At 50.5% G+C, this 17196-nt stretch carries 16 protein-coding genes, 1 tRNA gene and 1 pseudogene; 12 read left to right on the plus strand and 6 right to left on the minus strand.

What is annotated here, in order from left to right; genetic code table 11:
* The 3 genes from ACSV5M_RS16050 to ACSV5M_RS16060 form a co-directional block, all read left to right on the plus strand.
* Positions 1-419, plus strand: a 419-nt coding sequence (locus tag ACSV5M_RS16050) for a hypothetical protein (protein WP_439177338.1), incomplete at its 5' end; no start/stop codon positions are given.
* Positions 416-2380: a MobH family relaxase gene (gene mobH, locus ACSV5M_RS16055; RefSeq protein ID WP_439177339.1), complete on the plus strand. Its 1965-nt coding sequence runs from the start codon at positions 416-418 to the stop codon at positions 2378-2380. The genes ACSV5M_RS16050 and mobH, both read left to right, overlap by 4 nt.
* A 108-nt stretch (positions 2381-2488) precedes the next feature.
* Positions 2489-3439 (plus strand): tyrosine-type recombinase/integrase, encoded by a 951-nt coding sequence (locus tag ACSV5M_RS16060; protein ID WP_439177341.1) that lies wholly within the window; start codon positions 2489-2491, stop codon positions 3437-3439.
* A gap of 183 nt (positions 3440-3622) precedes the next feature.
* On the opposite strand, the gene ACSV5M_RS16065 is transcribed toward ACSV5M_RS16060, so the two are convergent.
* The 4 genes from ACSV5M_RS16065 to ACSV5M_RS16080 form a co-directional block, all read right to left on the minus strand.
* Positions 3623-3698 (minus strand) — tRNA-Ala (locus tag ACSV5M_RS16065).
* Positions 3699-3758: 60 nt separating this feature from the next.
* Positions 3759-5270, minus strand: coding sequence for a glutamate--tRNA ligase (gltX, locus tag ACSV5M_RS16070; RefSeq protein ID WP_439177344.1), 1512 nt, complete (start codon positions 5268-5270; stop codon positions 3759-3761).
* 131 nt (positions 5271-5401) lie between these two features.
* Positions 5402-5824: a VOC family protein gene (locus tag ACSV5M_RS16075; RefSeq protein ID WP_439177346.1), complete on the minus strand. Its 423-nt coding sequence runs from the start codon at positions 5822-5824 to the stop codon at positions 5402-5404.
* A gap of 52 nt (positions 5825-5876) precedes the next feature.
* On the minus strand, positions 5877-6212 hold the full coding sequence (locus tag ACSV5M_RS16080; protein ID WP_439177347.1) for an antibiotic biosynthesis monooxygenase family protein: 336 nt from the start codon (positions 6210-6212) through the stop codon (positions 5877-5879).
* A 206-nt stretch (positions 6213-6418) separates the two neighbouring features.
* Between ACSV5M_RS16080 and ACSV5M_RS16085 the strand changes: the two genes are divergently transcribed.
* From ACSV5M_RS16085 to ACSV5M_RS16115, 7 genes are all read left to right on the plus strand, one after another.
* The gene (locus tag ACSV5M_RS16085) at positions 6419-6742 is read left to right on the plus strand and encodes an ArsR/SmtB family transcription factor (protein ID WP_439177348.1); all 324 of its coding nucleotides are present in this window, start codon (positions 6419-6421) and stop codon (positions 6740-6742) included.
* A gap of 19 nt (positions 6743-6761) precedes the next feature.
* Entirely contained in the window at positions 6762-7292 is a 531-nt protein-coding gene (locus tag ACSV5M_RS16090; protein ID WP_439177350.1) for a rhodanese-like domain-containing protein, read from the plus strand.
* 56 nt (positions 7293-7348) lie between these two features.
* Positions 7349-8170 (plus strand): sulfite exporter TauE/SafE family protein, encoded by an 822-nt coding sequence (locus ACSV5M_RS16095; protein ID WP_439177352.1) that lies wholly within the window; start codon positions 7349-7351, stop codon positions 8168-8170.
* Between the two features lie 85 nt (positions 8171-8255).
* On the plus strand, positions 8256-8993 hold the full coding sequence (locus ACSV5M_RS16100) for an MBL fold metallo-hydrolase (protein ID WP_439177353.1): 738 nt from the start codon (positions 8256-8258) through the stop codon (positions 8991-8993).
* A 109-nt stretch (positions 8994-9102) separates the two neighbouring features.
* Positions 9103-9498, plus strand: coding sequence for a DUF6165 family protein (locus ACSV5M_RS16105; protein ID WP_439177354.1), 396 nt, complete (start codon positions 9103-9105; stop codon positions 9496-9498).
* 27 nt (positions 9499-9525) lie between these two features.
* A complete protein-coding gene (gene waaC, locus ACSV5M_RS16110) occupies positions 9526-10587 on the plus strand; it encodes a lipopolysaccharide heptosyltransferase I (protein WP_439177355.1) in 1062 nt (353 codons plus the stop codon).
* A 20-nt stretch (positions 10588-10607) separates the two neighbouring features.
* Positions 10608-11633: a CDP-glycerol glycerophosphotransferase family protein gene (locus ACSV5M_RS16115; protein ID WP_439177356.1), complete on the plus strand. Its 1026-nt coding sequence runs from the start codon at positions 10608-10610 to the stop codon at positions 11631-11633.
* 18 nt (positions 11634-11651) lie between these two features.
* On the opposite strand, the gene ACSV5M_RS16120 is transcribed toward ACSV5M_RS16115, so the two are convergent.
* Complete coding sequence (locus ACSV5M_RS16120) at positions 11652-12449, minus strand: DUF5672 family protein (RefSeq protein WP_439177357.1); 798 nt, start codon at positions 12447-12449, stop codon at positions 11652-11654.
* A 132-nt stretch (positions 12450-12581) separates the two neighbouring features.
* On the opposite strand from ACSV5M_RS16120, the gene ACSV5M_RS16125 reads away from it, so the two are divergent.
* A complete protein-coding gene (locus tag ACSV5M_RS16125; RefSeq protein WP_439177359.1) occupies positions 12582-14735 on the plus strand; it encodes a lipopolysaccharide kinase InaA family protein in 2154 nt (717 codons plus the stop codon).
* Positions 14736-14835: 100 nt separating this feature from the next.
* Here the strand turns inward: ACSV5M_RS16125 and ACSV5M_RS16130 are convergent, their stop codons facing one another.
* The gene (locus ACSV5M_RS16130) at positions 14836-15927 is read right to left on the minus strand and encodes a glycosyltransferase family 9 protein (protein WP_439177361.1); all 1092 of its coding nucleotides are present in this window, start codon (positions 15925-15927) and stop codon (positions 14836-14838) included.
* Between the two features lie 126 nt (positions 15928-16053).
* Between ACSV5M_RS16130 and ACSV5M_RS16135 the strand changes: the two are divergent.
* Positions 16054-17183: pseudogene (locus ACSV5M_RS16135) on the plus strand (IS3 family transposase).
* Positions 17184-17196 lie beyond the last annotated feature (13 nt).

Below are 17196 nucleotides of genomic sequence, written 5' to 3' on the forward strand. Positions count from 1 at the left end.
ATATGACGTCACTGACGGAAACAACATCGATCCTGCAAGCGCTCGAAGCGCTCAAAAAAGAAAAATGGCTGCCGCACCTGGAAGAACTCCTGGGGCGGTTTGCAGGTTTCGAGTATGAACAGAATGCGGCACTCAACAAAGAGTTGGAAGTGGTGCTGTGGGACATCGTCGCGGTGTTTCAGCGCTCCGCGGAGTCACCCTACCTGCGGTTGCTCTATCGCCGTATCTCGGAACTGGAGTGTTGGCACTATCGTGCAACGCGGTCCGAAACATCCGGCGAGCAAACTATCTGGAATCCACTGGAAGAGAAATACATTGATTTTAAACAAGGTGCTGGCACCACGCATTGTTATATGGCTGACGCAGGTTATCCCGCGCGTGATGTGATCAGAAAGTGGTGCGAGCATCGCCTCAAATGAATCTGCTAAAAACGTTTTTTAATCTGCCCCAGGTTCTCCCGTTAGGCACACCCAAGGCTGCCCCCATTGCATTCGATGAATTGGACATGCGTGCGCTTCCGCCACTGCGGTCAACAACACTCCTGGAGCTTGTCGGGTTTGATGAGCGGCTGACACAGCTGTATCGGACGGTGGGTATCTCGGAGAACCACTTCGACGTGCTGTATCGCCAACCGGTGCACACACTCGCTGAGGCGGTCCAGCTGGCACCGGCGAGCGAGAATAATCACCACTGTGGCCCTGGTGGCCTACTGAAACATACCTTAGAAGTTACCGCGACTGCGTTACATATTCGTAAGAGTTACCAGTTACCGCTAGGCGGCAATCCGGAAGACATGGCCCGAGAAGAACACCATTGGACCTACGGTGTTTTCGTTGCTTGCCTGCTACACGATATCGGAAAAATTCTGACGCGTTTTCAGATCGTGTTGAACATGCCCGACGGTACACAGAAACTGTGGAACCCGCACAGTGAACCCATCTATGAAACTGGCGCAGTGTCGTACGGCATCGTATTCCAGGAATGTGAATACAAAGCGCATCAGCGTATGGGTGTTACGCTGTACTCCCATATCATTCCACAAATTGCGAGAGCCTGGCTGGCGCAACATTCTGTCGTAATGTCACAAACGCTTGCGTCGATCTGGGGTGATACCTACGAGAGCCAGGTCATTGGCGATATCGTTACCCAGGCGGATCGGGCAAGCACCGGTGCAAACACCGATATTACCAATGCCGACCTGCGTTTCCCCGGCGCGCGCGAAAGTCTGGCTGATCGGCTGATACAAAAACTGCGACAGTTATTAAGCGATGGCGCAATCAAAATCAATAAAGACGGCGGCATGGGTTGGGTTGCCAATGAAGATGTTTACCTGGTGTGCCGACCGCTGGCGGAATTGCTAGTCAAATCATTTGAAGACATTGGCGCAACAGGAATTCCGTCTGATCCTGTGCGCATTTATGACGTGCTGCAAGAGCATGGATTTGCTTTGCCCACACCGGATGGCAAAGCAATTTGGAAAATCAATGTGCAAGATAATCAGGGAAAATTTTCGCATACATTAACCTGCCTCAAATTCAAAACCCGCCGATTGTTTTTACCCGTGAGGCTGCCGCAGAGTTTTGACGGTGTTATCCGAATCTTTGCGCCAGACGACGAAGCTGCGCCAACTCCGACGCCTCAGCGTCAATCAATTCGAGAAATTGTCCCAGAGAAACCGGCTACGCGCGAATCTGCTCCAGCACCGGACATTGACACAGCATCAGCTGAGGCTAAGCAAGACATGCGTGAGGCTGATACAACAGCGTCTGATGAGTATGGGACAGTATCGAACGATACTGAATTGCCCGTTGCAGCCGAGATAGAAATCGAGCCGACCCCGGAAGAATCTGGCTCCGAACCTTCGGTGAATACACTCCCCCACTCGCCTCTCCCGCCAGCCAGGGACACGTCGACTGAATCCAGAGAAACCCCTCCTAAAGCGCCCCCAAAAGATCCGATGGCATCCGCGACGATTCGGACCACCGAGTGGCACGAGGACGTCGCGACGGAGTTCTGGGAGTGGGTTTGCGAAGGCGTATTAAGCCAGCGTCTTGCGGCGAACAACACAACAGCGTCCGTGCACTTCGTCGACGAAGGCGTTTTCCTGGTAACGCCTCGAATATTCAAGCACTACTGCAAATACGCGCAGCTCGGAGAAGACTCGTACACGAAGCTCCAGAAGCGATTCAATCGATTGAAGGTACACAAAAAGACGGCCCTAACCCACCTCAATGTCCACCCTTACCTCGTAGACACGGGCAGCGGTACCCGCACCTCGAAACTCAACGGGTGGATTATTCCCTATGAGCGAATTTTCCCAGCAGGCGCCGAACTGCCTCAACCAAACAAACTACTGAAGCCGGCCGATCCGAGCATATGATTGATTGGCGCCAAAAGTTGCAAATTTATGAAATAATGCTATTTATTCTCATTCGTGATAACCAATACACCTTTTTAGATCAAATTAGGAGCTTTAAGAGACATGAGGATGAGCGATATTGCCAGGATGTATATTGGACTGAATGTCTACAATGAAGACACCGCCAAGGCAATCACCGTGGCGGCAAGGTTGTTCGATATGAGATCCGGCATTGATGACATACAGGACATTGATTATGAAGCTCTCGCGACCTTCAAGGATGAAGTGCTAAACGTTGCTCGTGCAAAACCGATAACCTACAACAGCTATCTACGATACCTGAGGCTATTGGGTGCCTGGGCACTTGAGGAAGGCTTTTGGGAAAAAGATTGGTTTGCTCGCGTAAAAAGAGCACCTGAACCTTCGGCACCACCCAAAACAATTGACACAGATGTATTTGCAGCAGCATTTACTTTCCTGAAGACTCATCCAGATGTGTTACCTCCAGCATGGTTTTGGCTTCTGGTCATTCGGTTTTTTTACTACACCGGGATTCGCCGACGGCAAATTGTGAGTATAGAGCTACAGGATATCGATCTTGAGAACAGGATTCTGATCGCTAGCTACAGGGGCTCAAAAACGCGAAAGGAGTGGTCAATTCCATTAGCCGAGGAGCTCGTAGAAGACGTTAAATACCTAATCAGGCGAAATGAAAACGCCTTGGGGCGGCTAATGCGCCCCACTGACAAATTATTTAATGTATGCAGGTTCAACTCGCGCTACAAGCCTGATCCGAAGAATCCAGGGGCGATGACCGGGGCGTGTATCACGGGGTTCATGAAGCGACTATCTGCTCATATCAGTATGCGAATCGGTGCACATCGAATCAGGCATACAACAGCCACAACCCTGTGCAATTTTGAAGATGAAGAAAATCCAGATATTTTTGCGGTGCAGGAATTACTTGGGCATACAGTCTTAAAAACCACGAGAGGTTACGTTAAAACCAAAATTAGCCGCGTGAGAATGCAGGTGAATAAGCTTTCGCTTCCAAGAAGTGGGTATTACAGAGAAAAATAAAAAGAAAATTTGACAAAACAGCAAAAAATACCCGATATTAAAAAGTGTCGATCTAGCAATAGATCAACTCATGAACAGGTATTTGCTTTTCTTTGATGTCTCACAGGCATCTGGCCAATGAAAAAGGGGCCCATTGGACCCCTTCACATCAAATTAGCTGACCTCGTCGGTCAACTATCAATTTGGTGGAGCTAAGCGGGATCGAACCGCTGACCTCAACACTGCCAGTGTTGCGCTCTCCCAGCTGAGCTATAGCCCCAAGGTATTGCTTGGGCTTCGTCCTGAAGCGGGGCGCATTGTATCACCAGACTTTCGACTGTCAAGCGTCCGGCGCGGCTTCTTCCGTGGTTTGGCCCAAGGCGCTGTAGACCTTTTCCAGGTCTTTTTGCTTGTTTTTGCCGAAGCCACCTAAGGCATTAACGGCGTGGCGCAGGCGGGCGCGGCTCATGTCGGGGCCGATGATGACCATGGAGTCCATGACCGAGAAGGAGGCGGTGGTGCCGGCGATGGCGACGAAGATCGGCGCCAGAGCGTCCTTGAGTTTGATGCCCATTTGTTCGGCCAGCAGTTTGAGTTCGTTGAAGATCTCGTCCCGCTCCCAGGTGCGCAGGGCTTCCATGCGCCAGAGGGCGAATTGCAACAGCTCCTTTTGTTTGTCGACTGGCAGCTTGTTGGCGGCGAAGTCGGCTTCCGCCACATTCAGCATGCCGGATACCAGGAAGCTGGCCAGTGGGGCAAAGTCGCTCAGGGTGTTCATGCGCGGCTGGGCGTGGGGCAAGGCCTGCAGCAGCATGTCTTTATTGAAGGCCCATTGATGCAGGCGTTCGGAGAGTTGTTCGATGGTGAAGTTTTCGCGAATCCACAGGCTGTTGAGCCAGCTGAGTTTTTCCACGTCGAAGATCGGGCCGCCGAGGGAGACGCGGTTGATGTCGAAGTGTTCCTGCATTTCGGCGAGGGTGAATTTTTCGCGCTCGTCGGGCATGGACCAGCCCATGCGGCCAAGGTAATTGAGCATGGCTTCGGGCAGGTAGCCCATATGCTTGTAGTACAGGATGCTGGTGGGGTTTTTGCGCTTGCTGAGCTTGGATTTATCCGGGTTGCGCAGCAACGGCAAGTGGCACAGTACCGGCGCTTGCCAGCCGAAGTATTCGTACAACTTCAGGTGCTTGGGCGCGGAGTTGATCCACTCTTCGCCGCGAATGACGTGGGTAATTTCCATCAGGTGGTCGTCGACCACATTGGCCAGGTGGTAGGTGGGCATGCCGTCGCCTTTGAGCAGTACTTGCATGTCCACTTGTGACCATTCGATCTCGATCTTACCGCGCAGCATGTCGTCGATAACGCAGACGCCCTCTTCCGGGATCTTCATGCGGATCACGTAGGGCTCGCCTGCGGCCAGGCGGCGTTGCACTTCTTCGTCGGACAGCAACAGACCACGGCCGTCGTATTTGGGGGTTTCACCGCGCGCTTGTTGTTCGCGGCGCATCTCGTCCAGTTCTTCGGCGGTGGCGAAGCAATAGAAGGCGTGGCCCTTAGCCACCAGCTCTTCGGCGTATTGGCGATACATGCCCATGCGTTCGCTTTGGCGGTAGGGGCCGTGGGGGCCGCCGACGTCCGGGCCTTCGTCCCAATCCAGGCCGAGCCAGCGCAGGCTGTCCAGGATAGCTTTCTCAGACTCTGGCGTGCTGCGGGTTTGGTCGGTGTCTTCGATGCGCAGCAAAAACTGGCCGCCGTGTTGACGCGCGAAGCACAGGTTAAAGAGCGCAATGTAAGCGGTACCGACGTGCGGGTCGCCGGTGGGAGATGGGGCAATACGGGTACGAACGGTCATGGTGCGCCTTTTTTGTTCATGGGTTTTGTTCATGGACTGGAACGGGAAAAAGGCGGGCATTATACGCTATGAATGCGGGATAACGAGGCTCCTGTCAGCGACTCTGTTATCCCGCTGGCGAAAGCCGATAGTCAGTGGCCGTACAGCTGCATACTCAATTCCTGATCCCAATACGCCGCCTCAATTTTGTGGCCTTCGGGGTCGCGAACGTAGCAGCCATAGTAGGGGTCGCCGTAGAGCGGGCGCGGGCCGGGTGGGCCGTCGCAGGTGGCACCCGCCGCAATGGCGGCATCGTAAAAGGCATGGACCTCTTCTTTATTATTGGCGAAGAAGCCGATGTGAAAGCCGTTGCCGACGCTGGCGGGTTTGCCGTTGATCGGCACCTGCACCCAAAACTCGGGATACTGTTTGCCGTAAGCCACAGCGTCCGGGTGCTCCATAACGATGCCGATACCCAGGCTGGGTAACACGGCATCGTAAAACGCCTTGGCGCGGGTAAAGTCGTTAGTGCCAATAGATAAATGCGAAATGATACTGGGGTTATCGTTGCTCATAAATCCCTCGCTTGGTTTGGTCGTGTTAGTTGATCACCGTCTTATCTACTACCTACATGGCTATGGGTTGATAACTGCCCATCTCCACCTTGATGCCGAGCCGGTCTGTAAATGCTTGCGCGTTGAAGTCACTGGATTTGTGCGCCGCCATCACCGCATGACGAGCGTTGTCGATAGATTGCTGATCCTGCCATTCCACCAGCGTCGCTATCTGGATGGCTTCATCAGACAAGGGGCGTTCGAGCAGAAAATCCTGAATAAAACCGGCCTGGTTGCGCAGTAGTTGGTGGGTGCTTTTGACCTTGGCAAGGAACTCTTCAAGGGCGCCGACCGGTACGATGAACTTATCCAGACGATACAAACGCTTGTGAGCAGGTAATTGAGCCATAGTGCGCATCCCTAAAATTTGACTTGACCCGTGCAGCTTAAGCCCATGCTTTGACAGAACCCGTCAGGAGTCTTTTCCCCGCAAGCAGGACCTCATAACCCAAACCGACGACATAACTCTTTTTTTAAATTAAATAAATCTAAATTAGATATATCTAATTTAATTAAATCTAATATAATGAGCAAAATTCAATCACTGGCCAACTTATGAATACCCAGACACTTGATACAGAAAACCTGTTGGCAATACAGGCCCACGCCCGTGAGGCGGCGGCTTTGATGAAAGCTCTGGCGAACGAGAATCGTCTGATGATCCTCTGCACCCTCGTGAACGGAGAGATGTCCGTCGGTGAGTTGAATGCGAAGGTACCGCTCAGTCAATCCGCTTTGTCGCAACACCTGGCGAGCCTGCGCGAAGCGAAGTTGGTGGTTACTCGCAAGGAAGCACAAACGGTTTACTACCAACTCTGCGGTGATGAAGCCACCAGAATCATTGCTGTACTGCAATCCATTTATTGTCCGACCGAATAGCTACCATTGAGGTAACGCCATGAATCACAAACGCATCCACCCGGTTGAGTTATTCGCCAACCCCAGCACCAACCTGTGCGTGCTGGATGTGCGTACCGCGTCCGAAGTCGCGGCTACTGCCCTGCCCGGCGCCCTGCACATTCCCTTGCATGAACTCACACCGGAACGTTTACAAAACGAACTGGTAAAACACGGTAAGCAAGGTTCTTGCGTCTACTTGTTGTGTCAGGGCGGCAAGCGTGCTGAAAAAGCCGCCGACCAATTACAGGGCCATGTGAATGCCGAGCTTTGCATTATTGATGGCGGTATGAATGCGGTTCAGCAGGCCAATATTCCGGTCACCAAAAACCATCGCAAAACGATGTCGCTAGAGCAACAGGTACGCACGGCTGCCGGTGTGCTGGTACTGATTGGGGTGATTCTGGGCACATGGATGCATCCCGCCTTTTATGGGCTCTCCGCGTTTGTCGGCGCAGGACTGGTATTTGCCGGCATTACAGATCTATGTGCCATGGGCATGCTGCTCGCGCGGGCGCCCTGGAATAAGTAAGTATTCACCGGCTCCGCTGATGAACGATATAAATCTACAAGTTCAGGGCCTTGCTGATGTTACTGCTGATCGGTGTGTTAATTGGATTGATGCTGGGGTTGACCGGTGCAGGCGGTTCCGTTTTTGCCGTGCCGCTCCTGATGTTGTTGGCGGGACTGCCGATGACCGACGCCGTCGGTTTGTCACTTGGCGCCGTCGCCGCCAGTACCTTTTATGGCAGTGCGCGCCTCAGCATGCGACAACGTACCATTCTATGGAAGCCCGGTGTAATCCTCGCCCTTGTCGGCGCTATTACGGCACCCCTTGGTAAGTGGCTGGGTTTCCAGATTCCCGAACCCTGGTTGCTGGCCAGCTTCAGCCTGCTGGCCGCAATCATTGCAGGGCGCATGTGGCACACCGCCAAGCGTGACCCACAGGCAGCCGAGGTGGTACGCGCGGGGAATTTTATGCAAACGCCGCCACTTGACTTACTGTGCAACCTGAGCAGAACTGGCCAATTCGAATTACGCCCACGCTGCTTCAGCGGATTGCTGGTTGGCGGCCTGGTGGTGGGCTTGTTATCGGGCTTGTTCGGTGTCGGTGGCGGTTTTTTAATTGTGCCACTGTTGCTGATATTAAGCCCTATCAGCATGGCGCAAGCAGTCAGCACATCGTTGGTGATTATTGCGTTGGTCAGTAGCTCCGGATTCATCAGCCATTTGCTGATGACTGAACATAATCCATGGCGGCTACTGGGTTTAGTTGCCGCCGGCGGTGTACTGGGCATGGTGGCCGGCCAAGCCATTGGCCACAAGGTTGCCAATGCGGTATTACAGAAGATTTTTGCCATAAGCTTGCTGGCAATCACATTGGTCACACTGATCAGTAAAACATTGTAGGTCGGATTACGCCTCCGGCTAATGCGACCTACGCAAGCGGTGTACATACAGCGTTCTTCATCCTTCGACAGCCGACGAGGTTACTATGATTTTTCGCCAACTCTTTGAACGTGAATCCAGCACCTACACCTACCTTATCGCGTGCGAAGAGACGCGCGAGGCAGCTCTGATTGACACGGTAAAGGAAGATGTACCTAAATATTTACAGCTACTCAAAGAGCTGAATCTCAAACTCGTTTACGTATTGGATACGCACACCCACGCCGACCATGTTACCGGAGCGGGCGATCTGCGCGATGCTACTGGCTGTGTGACGCTGCTGGGTGAAAAATCAAATTCCGCCTGCGTATCCCAGCCCTTACAGGATGACGACGAGGTAAATATTGGCTCCCTGACACTAAAAGCGTTATTTACCCCTGGCCATACCGACGATTCCTATAGTTTTTTATTGGATCATCAGGGCCAGACCTACGTCTTCACCGGCGACACGCTGCTTATCCGTGGCACCGGACGTACCGACTTTCAAAACGGTAGCGCGACAGACCAGTATCACAGTCTGTTCGACAAGCTACTGCATCTGCCGGAGGACACGATCGTCTACCCCGCCCACGACTATAAAGGCTGGACACTCAGCACTATTGCCGAAGAGGCCGCGCATAATCCACGTTTGCAGGTCAGGGACATACAAGCCTATGTAGAGCTGATGAACAATCTGAAACTACCCAACCCCAAGATGATGGACGTTACTGTGCCGGCCAACCAGGCGTGCGGGCAACCTCAGCCGAACAATCGCGCAAACAGTGGTCAGGGATTTCAGGGTTAAGGGGCACAGGACCCTTATCACGTCTTCCATCGCACACGAACCGATACACAAGCGATGGCTTTTGTTAAGATGTGCGCCCTGTGAAAACAGCTAAAAAGAGACCCGGACCATGTTGATTCAAGCACCTATTTCCCTCGGCGAACTCATTGACAAGATCACCATTCTTGAAATCAAAGCCGCCAATATCACCGACGCAGGCAAACTCGCTAACGTCAAACATGAACTGGATGTTCTCAACAACACCGTCGACGAATTACTCGACCAAGCCGGTAAAGCCAAACTGGCACCCTTGCAAGCCTCACTTAAAAACATTAATCAACAGCTGTGGGTTATTGAAGACGATATTCGCGATTGCGAGCGCGCCAAAGATTTCACCGAAAAATTTATTGAACTGGCACGCGCGGTGTATTTCACCAACGACAAACGCGCTGCGGTCAAAAAAGATATCAACCTGGCGTTTGGTTCTGAGCTGGTTGAAGAAAAGTCTTACCAGAATTACCAGTAAATTGGTCATCAGCCACAGCGAGCCTGCATGAAAATCCTGCTGATAAAAATGTCCTCTATGGGGGACATTTTTCACACATTCCCCGCCATTACCGACCTCAAGGAGAAGCATCCCGAGGTGGTGATCGATTGGGTTGTGGAAGAAGGTTTTGCTGAAATTGCGGCATGGCATCCCGCCATTCGGAAGGTAATTCCCATTGATTTACGCCGTTGGATGAAACAAAAAAATGGGTCCAGCTGGAGCGCATTTCGCCAGTGGCGCAAAGCGCTAAAACGTGAGCACTACGATTGCGTGATTGATGCGCAAGGTTTATTAAAAAGTGCGTTAGTCACCCGCACCGCTCTCGCCGACATCCGACACGGATACGATAAACAATCGGCGCGCGAATCCATCAGCAGCTGGTTTTACTCACATACTCACGCGGTATCCAAAGAGCAGCACGCCGTAGAGCGAACCCGCCAGCTATTCGCCAGTATTTTTAACTACGCACCGCCAGCTACCTTGAACTTTGGCATTAACCAGAACTTTGCACGGGTACAAAAAAATAGCCATAAGCTGGTATTTATTATCGGCACCAGCTGGACCACCAAGCTGTGGAGCGCAACACACTGGCAAAGCCTGGCGAAGATGGCGGTGGAACAGGGTTACAACCTGGAAATTATTTGGGGCAGCGAGAGCGAGCGCGTTATCGCCGACCAGATTATTGCGGTTTGCCCCACAGCCACCCGCCCACAACAACGATTATCGATCACTACCATTGCAGAAAAACTTGTTGAAGCCGCCGGCGTAATCGGCCTGGATACCGGCTTCTCCCACCTGGCTGGCGCGCTTGAAACACCGACCATCGCACTTTATGGTCCCACATCACCCACCAAAGTTGGCTTAATCGGCACGCACACCTGCAACTTGCAAATGGAAAACCCACTGGACTGCGTACCCTGCCATAAACGCAGCTGTCGCTTACTGCCGGAACACAGCAGTGAAACACCGCCGTGTATGACGGGAATATTGGCTGTGCAGGTGTGGAATAATTTACAGCTGAAACTTCCCAGCGCGCAGGGAAGCAATCCTCCATCGCACTTGCCATGAACCGAGTCAGGTAAATACTCATGGGAAAACATTATTTATTTTACGGTTCAGAACGTTATACGCTAGCCATCATGCGTCCTATCGATGAAGCGATAAAAGCCCGCGGCGATAAAGTTGCGTGGTTCTTCGGCGGGCCAGGTGCAGAGGATTTGCTGGCCACTGATAAGCTGTTAAATTCTGTGGAAGAAGTAAAGCAATGGAATCCCATCGCTGTTATTACACCGAATAATCTGGTGCCGCATTTTTTTCCCGGTGTAAAAGTACAAACATTTCACGGCTTCGATGCCGGCAAACCGCGACACATTTATATTCGCGGCCTGTTTGATATGTATTGCACTACCGGCCCGCATGACACACGAGCGTTTCAGGCGCTGGCGGACAAGCTGCAATATTTCCGCGTGGTTGAAACCGGCTGGCCCAAGCTGGATGGCTTTTTCCAAAACCTGTCCCCGGAATTACCACCCGTAAAAGAAAAACCGGTCGTCCTTTACCACTCCACTTTTTCACCCTCGTGGAGTGCCGCCGAAATCCTGCACCCCGAAGTCAAACGCTTATCGCAATCGGGACGCTGGCAGTGGATCGTTACCTTGCATCCCAAGATGCATGCAGAAACGGCAGCGAAGTTCAAAGCCCTGGAGAGCGAACATCTCACCTTCGCCACCAACGACAATATTCTGGAACTGTTTCCGCAAGCGGACATGATGTGCTCTGACACCTCATCCGCACTGAGTGAATTCCTGCTGACCGGAAAACCTGTTGTTACCTTCAAGAACCGTCGTCCCGGCCCGCAATTAATCGATATTGATGATCCGGCAGATTTCGAACCAGCGATTGAGCGCGCGCTATCGCGCCCCAAGGAACTGATGGATGCCATTGATCACTTCGGCAAGGAAATTCACCCCTATCGCGACGGCCGCTCAGCAGAACGAATTCTGGATGCAATAGATCAATTTATCGCCGAAGGCGGAAAAAATGCCCGGCCCAAACCCTGGAACTTGTTGCGTAAGTTCAAGATCAGAAAAAACCTGGGTTATTGGGGAAAATAAATCGCTACGAAAGAAGCGCTATTTCTTATTCGCATTATCCTGAAAGCCAAGAATAATCGGCTCCCAGAAATCCTTTACTTTGGATTTGTTAAACCCGTGACATGCAAAAGGCAATTTACCGCCATTTAACCGATAAGCGAGGTGAGGTTTTCTATCCATAGAAAAACCCACCGCTTCTGCATATCCTGGAATGTTGATGCCAGGGATTTGGGTGGGTGCGTAGACTGAAATAAATACGTCTTCCTGATGGTATTTCTTTTCGTCCTTATGGCTAGCGAAAAATTCAGCCTTGTCTTTCAGCTGGCTAACAATGCGCAACATGGTCTCAACGTTACGCAGGGAAAAGCCACCATTGCCTACCTTGAAGAAGTGATGGGAAGACTTATCTTTTCCGGTGAAGAAATTTTCCATCGCATAAAATATTCTTTTGACCCTGTTTTGGGGAGACGCAATCCAGGGGGCGCCGATATAGTCGTAGCCTTTTTCGCACCAGAATAACAACTGATCCGAAAAGACAAATACGTCGGTTTGGCAAATCAGTACGTACTTGCAATCGGAAAAAGCCGCGTAAAACTCACGTGAGAGCATTAAGCGATTGTAGCCCTGAATACCGTTAAAAAACTCCGGATCAAAGCGCCTAACATCGTGTTTGACCGCTGCAAAAACTGGTATTAGCGGAGTCAGGTCCAGATTACTGGGACACACAATAGAAAAAGCATGACTCTTTAACACACTCAGGCTGCGCTCAAGGCTCATCCGTTCAAGTGGATCAAGATGGGTCTTATAGAGAGGTATAACAATCCGGACGGTTTCCATGACGATCTCGCAAATATCTGATGAAGACGACTGAGTACACAGGCAGATACTGACAAACTGATAGCATATACTCAAGCGAAGGAAGTAAAATGGGTTTTTTATGTTACCTTGCAATCCTCCCAAGACATTGTTATGACTGATTCAAAAGTTGTCCACTACACAGGGGCTACCGCTCCCGCATTTGATCAACCGCTGCTTCTCGAACAGCTATCTGACCTTTCTGCACTGATCAAATTTCCCCGGGCAGAAAAAATTTCTCATGGCGCAGACTACGTTATCCGCACGCCCCTCCGTACTGCAGCTGGTGAAATTATTGCGACCATCAAAGTATTCAAACGCCAAAGCTATTTGAAAGATTGGTATGACAAACGTCACGGATCAAAAGCTGAGCGTTCCTTTCGCGCGGCCATGTACCTGCAAGAAAAAGGCATAGGCACGCCCTCACCTATTGCCTGGCGCGAACGCTGGGAGAATGGCCGCTTACTTGAAAGTTACTATGTCTGCTTGTTTGAACCTGGCATTTCCTTTCGCGATGCTTTGGCAAATATTTACTACGATCAACGCGATAATGCTCCCTTGATTGAACTGCTTCACGTGGTCGCGCCGGCCATCAAAGCCATGCACGATGCAGGATTTATGCATGGGGACATGGGCAATCAAAACATCTTGCTGCCACGCAGTGGGGACGGAACCTGGCTTCAGCCACAATTTATTGATTTAAATAGAGCCAACTACCCCAACGAGCAGCTCACCACCAAACAACGTGCATTTGATGTAGCACGCATTGCTCTTCCCGGGGCGTATCTGAAAATCTTCAAGATGATTTACTATAATCATCAGGATGTTCCGAAAGATTTTGAAAAGCAGGAACAAAAAGCCCGCAAACGATTTTGGGGACACAGGCGTAGCAGCAAGTGGCGTCACCCTATTCGCTATTGGCGAGATCAAAAGCGGCCTAAAGTTCGCTCCACCTATCCGCCACTGCAAGACATTTGGCTGTGGGATGAAAAATCTGCACAACCCATGATCGTCCTGGGAGGCAAAGAGAAAAATAAAAATCGCAAGTGGGGCTACATGCTATCCATGATGTGGCAATCGGCCACCAGTGCTCCCAGTATCTATAAACGTTATCAGCAACTGCTCAAGCAACGCTACCAACAAACCGTTTCAATGCACGGCCGTGTAGGCGTCGCGCTACATCCGAAAGCAGAATATATTTCGCACGAGTTGTCGCTACTGAAAGCCTTGGGAAATATACCCGTACTGATTCGCTTTGCGCATCATGAAACCCATGAAGACTGGCACCGGGGAATCGCGTTAGTGGAGGATTTGCACAAAGAAGGCGTGGAGATCATGGTTGCCATCTTGCAAGATCGACAGGCCGTCTTACACCCAGAGCAATGGTCCGCTTTCCTGGAAATAGTGATTGGTGCCATTGCGGATAAGGTGGCTCATATAGAAGTCACACATGCCAGTAACCGGGTTAAGTGGGGCATCTGGAGCGCGCAGGAATACGGTGTACTGATGGCACCGGCGTTTGCGTTACAACAGCGTTATCCACACATCAAGTTAACCGGTCCGGCTTGTATTGATTTTGAGTACCATCCCGTTATAGCAGCACTCAATGCAATACCATCCGGAAACCGGCTCCATGCTCTCTCGCATTTGTTGTATGTCGACCGCCGGGGCGCTCCGGAAAGCAAGCAGGGTCGCTTCGCAACACTTGAAAAATGCGCACTTCTTAAAGCCGTTGCCCAATGGTCAGATCGCTGCGATGACAAGGTTATTGTGTCAGAAGTTAATTGGCCGGTGAAATATGCTGGCATTTGGTCACCGATTGGCTGCCCTTACACAACTCCCAAATGGCGCAGAGAAGAACCCGGAGAAACAGAAGACGAGTATGCAAATTATATGCTGCGCTATCTCGTTATTACGCTTTGTTCCGGCTATGTGGATCAGGTTTTCTGGTGGCGTTTATCTGCGCACGGTTATGGCCTGATCGATGATGTAGACAATTTTCGTCAAAGACCTGCATTTAACGCGCTGCAAATTTTTATACAACTGCTGGGCAAAGCGGATTTTATTCGCAAGCTACCCAGCGACAACGGCCTTTATTTGATGGAATTTCAAACCACAGAACGCACAATTGTTATGGGCTGGGCCGAGCAAGGCGTACACCCGATACCCTCTGAGCTTCGCTACTCTTACGCCCTTGAGCGCGACGGAAACACGCTGGGCAGCGTCAGTATTTCCGGCTCGCCTGTCTATTTAATCCGCGACCTGTAAACGGATGAAATGCCATCCAGGGAAGGATAGTAATTGGAGCGAGACCAACTGAAGAATATGATGGTTTTTATATCCAGGCACGCCAACACACCGCCTGGCGTCAATGAGCTTTGTTACCCACATATCGCTGCAATATGGAATCCACCCCCTGCCATACCTGTTCAACAGTAATCAAATCAAACCGCTGCTTATAGCTCATGTTTTTTTGTTCTTTGTGCGAGCATACATCATCAGGACTTATACCCAAGCATTTCTGCTCTTCCGTCATCGGCAGCCAGAGTGTTTTAGAGATTCCCGGTGGAAATATGGCATAGGACGGCAACCCTAAAGCTTGTGATATATGCCGCGGCCCACCCTCATTACCAAAGAAGAAGTCAGCGTTTGCCATCATTACCGCTAATTCGCGCAAGGATGAAGCTTCGATATTGGTAAAGATATTGGGGTCATCATGCATGTCGTGGTGAAGCGCTTTTGCAAAAACTTCCTCAGCATTGCCGTAGTTAAAGATGATTTGCGCCTGATATTTTTCAATCATGCGACGCAAAATTTCTTTCATGCGATCTTTATCCCATACTTTATGAGCCAGCCGGGCCGTCACAGCGGCTATTATCACTGGCCGCCCAAAATCTACGCCAGACGCTGACATTTTTTGACGAAAGCTTGCAACTTCCGCGTCCGGCAACGCCAGCGTAAAGTCTTTGCAATACTGGATACTTCCTATAGCCTCCAAGGGTTTCAGCAATCTTAGTAGACGAAGGATTACGTTTTCACTACTGTCGGAACGGTTATCTATCCGATAGTTATGCAAAAAAAGATTGTATTTTTTCTTAGTACCAATACGATACAGTGTCGATGGAGAGAACAACGGGAAAAATAGCGTTTTAATGGTGCTTCGAGTATCAATAATGACATCGTAGTGACAATTACGCATGATTTGCCAAACTTTTCTGGCGTACAGCAGAATATTTGCGTTCTCTTTCTCTGTAAAGGTAATAATATTATCCACATCCGGATGCCCCTCAAACAAAGGCGCAATGCCCTCGTTCAACACATAATCAATTTGTGCATTCGGAAAACTACGACGCAGACTTGTGCAGAGCACCGTCGAGAGCACCGCATCCCCCACCCGTCGGAAACGTATTATCAGTATTTTTTTTGTTTTCATTGAAAATTCACCATTAATTGCAGTCATTTGGGCGTTAGCGCCACATCGCACTTACGGATGTGAGTGAGTACACTTTAGACGCCGATACTGTAGTGGTCTAATGGAACAGGACACATTGATGAGAGACAATAACCCTCAACCATTGGTGTCAGTATGAGTCAAAAGCGCAGTTACAAACAATACCTGAAATAGTTTAAAGACGAAGCACTTGCTCTTGTGTTTGAGCAAAGGTATTCAGTTCCGGAAGCCGCGAAATCACCAGGCATAGCAGCCAACATACTGCATCGCTGAAAAGAGCTTCACAAGCAGCAGATGGATGAGAAAGTACTGACCCTGAATAAGAGCTGCGTACGGAGAAAGAGATTTTAAAAAGGCCAGCGCCGTCTTCGTGAGGGAAATGAAGTAAAGTTTACTTTCATAGACAAGCAATCGACCGGCTATTCGGTACGGGCTTGTAGGATCATGCAGGTTGACAAGCCGGCTTCTGTGCGTGGGAGGCGCACCCCTCACTGCTGTTGACCTGACTCTGTATCGCCGAGCGAAAGAATTGGTCTATGCAAGCAGGGACAGCCTGGGTAGCCGAGAGCTGGCAAAAAAATTGCACAAAGAAAGTTTCAAAATAGGCCGTGACAAAGCACGTCGCTGATGAAAACGCTGAATTTGATTGCGAAACAGCGCCTTGCGTACGAGGCAACAACAAAGCGCAAAGATGGCGATCAGACTGCAGGGAATTTGCAATCAAAAATTTTTAACCCAATTGCTGCAAACAAGGTATGGACAGGCGATATCACCTACTTAAAAACTGCGAAAGGCTGGATGTACTTAGCGGTTGTGATGGATCTTTTATCACGTTGGATAGCGGGCTGGTATATCGACAAGCGTGTGACGACTGATTAGATTTGCAAGGCAACGATCAAAGCTGTAAACCTAAGGCGGCCACCAAAAAGTTTAGTCTTTCACGATGATAGAGGTTCGCAATATGCAGGTCGACGCTACCCAAATTGCGTGAAAGTTATGGGCTAAAGGCATTGATGGGCGATGTAGGTGCATGTCGGGATAATGCGGTGGTATAGCCATTCTTTGGTAGTCTGAAGCACGACTGGATTTTCAAGGTGCCGCAGCCGACACGTAACCATACGAAGACAGATGTTGCAGCTTACATTAAGTATTACAATGTAGATCGGCCACATACAGCTAACGGAAGCGTGTCACCGGTTCAATTTGAAATGCTCAGATTAACCTGCCCGGTTTTGCTGGACCAGAACATACAACAGCCCGATTGAATTTGAAAAGAGT

The sequence above is a fragment of the Cellvibrio sp. ARAG 10.3 genome (assembly GCF_051846955.1).
In the GTDB taxonomy this organism is placed as follows: domain Bacteria; phylum Pseudomonadota; class Gammaproteobacteria; order Pseudomonadales; family Cellvibrionaceae; genus Cellvibrio.

Coding starts and splice junctions, on each gene's coding strand:
- mobH (WP_439177339.1), top strand. CDS start 416: ATGAATCTGCTAAAAACGTTTTTTAATCTGCCCCAGGTTCTCCCGTTA.
- ACSV5M_RS16060 (WP_439177341.1), top strand. CDS start 2,489: ATGAGCGATATTGCCAGGATGTATATTGGACTGAATGTCTACAATGAA.
- gltX (WP_439177344.1), bottom strand. CDS start 5,270: ATGACCGTTCGTACCCGTATTGCCCCATCTCCCACCGGCGACCCGCAC.
- ACSV5M_RS16075 (WP_439177346.1), bottom strand. CDS start 5,824: ATGAGCAACGATAACCCCAGTATCATTTCGCATTTATCTATTGGCACT.
- ACSV5M_RS16080 (WP_439177347.1), bottom strand. CDS start 6,212: ATGGCTCAATTACCTGCTCACAAGCGTTTGTATCGTCTGGATAAGTTC.
- ACSV5M_RS16085 (WP_439177348.1), top strand. CDS start 6,419: ATGAATACCCAGACACTTGATACAGAAAACCTGTTGGCAATACAGGCC.
- ACSV5M_RS16090 (WP_439177350.1), top strand. CDS start 6,762: ATGAATCACAAACGCATCCACCCGGTTGAGTTATTCGCCAACCCCAGC.
- ACSV5M_RS16095 (WP_439177352.1), top strand. CDS start 7,349: ATGTTACTGCTGATCGGTGTGTTAATTGGATTGATGCTGGGGTTGACC.
- ACSV5M_RS16100 (WP_439177353.1), top strand. CDS start 8,256: ATGATTTTTCGCCAACTCTTTGAACGTGAATCCAGCACCTACACCTAC.
- ACSV5M_RS16105 (WP_439177354.1), top strand. CDS start 9,103: ATGTTGATTCAAGCACCTATTTCCCTCGGCGAACTCATTGACAAGATC.
- waaC (WP_439177355.1), top strand. CDS start 9,526: ATGAAAATCCTGCTGATAAAAATGTCCTCTATGGGGGACATTTTTCAC.
- ACSV5M_RS16115 (WP_439177356.1), top strand. CDS start 10,608: ATGGGAAAACATTATTTATTTTACGGTTCAGAACGTTATACGCTAGCC.
- ACSV5M_RS16120 (WP_439177357.1), bottom strand. CDS start 12,449: ATGGAAACCGTCCGGATTGTTATACCTCTCTATAAGACCCATCTTGAT.
- ACSV5M_RS16125 (WP_439177359.1), top strand. CDS start 12,582: ATGACTGATTCAAAAGTTGTCCACTACACAGGGGCTACCGCTCCCGCA.
- ACSV5M_RS16130 (WP_439177361.1), bottom strand. CDS start 15,927: ATGACTGCAATTAATGGTGAATTTTCAATGAAAACAAAAAAAATACTG.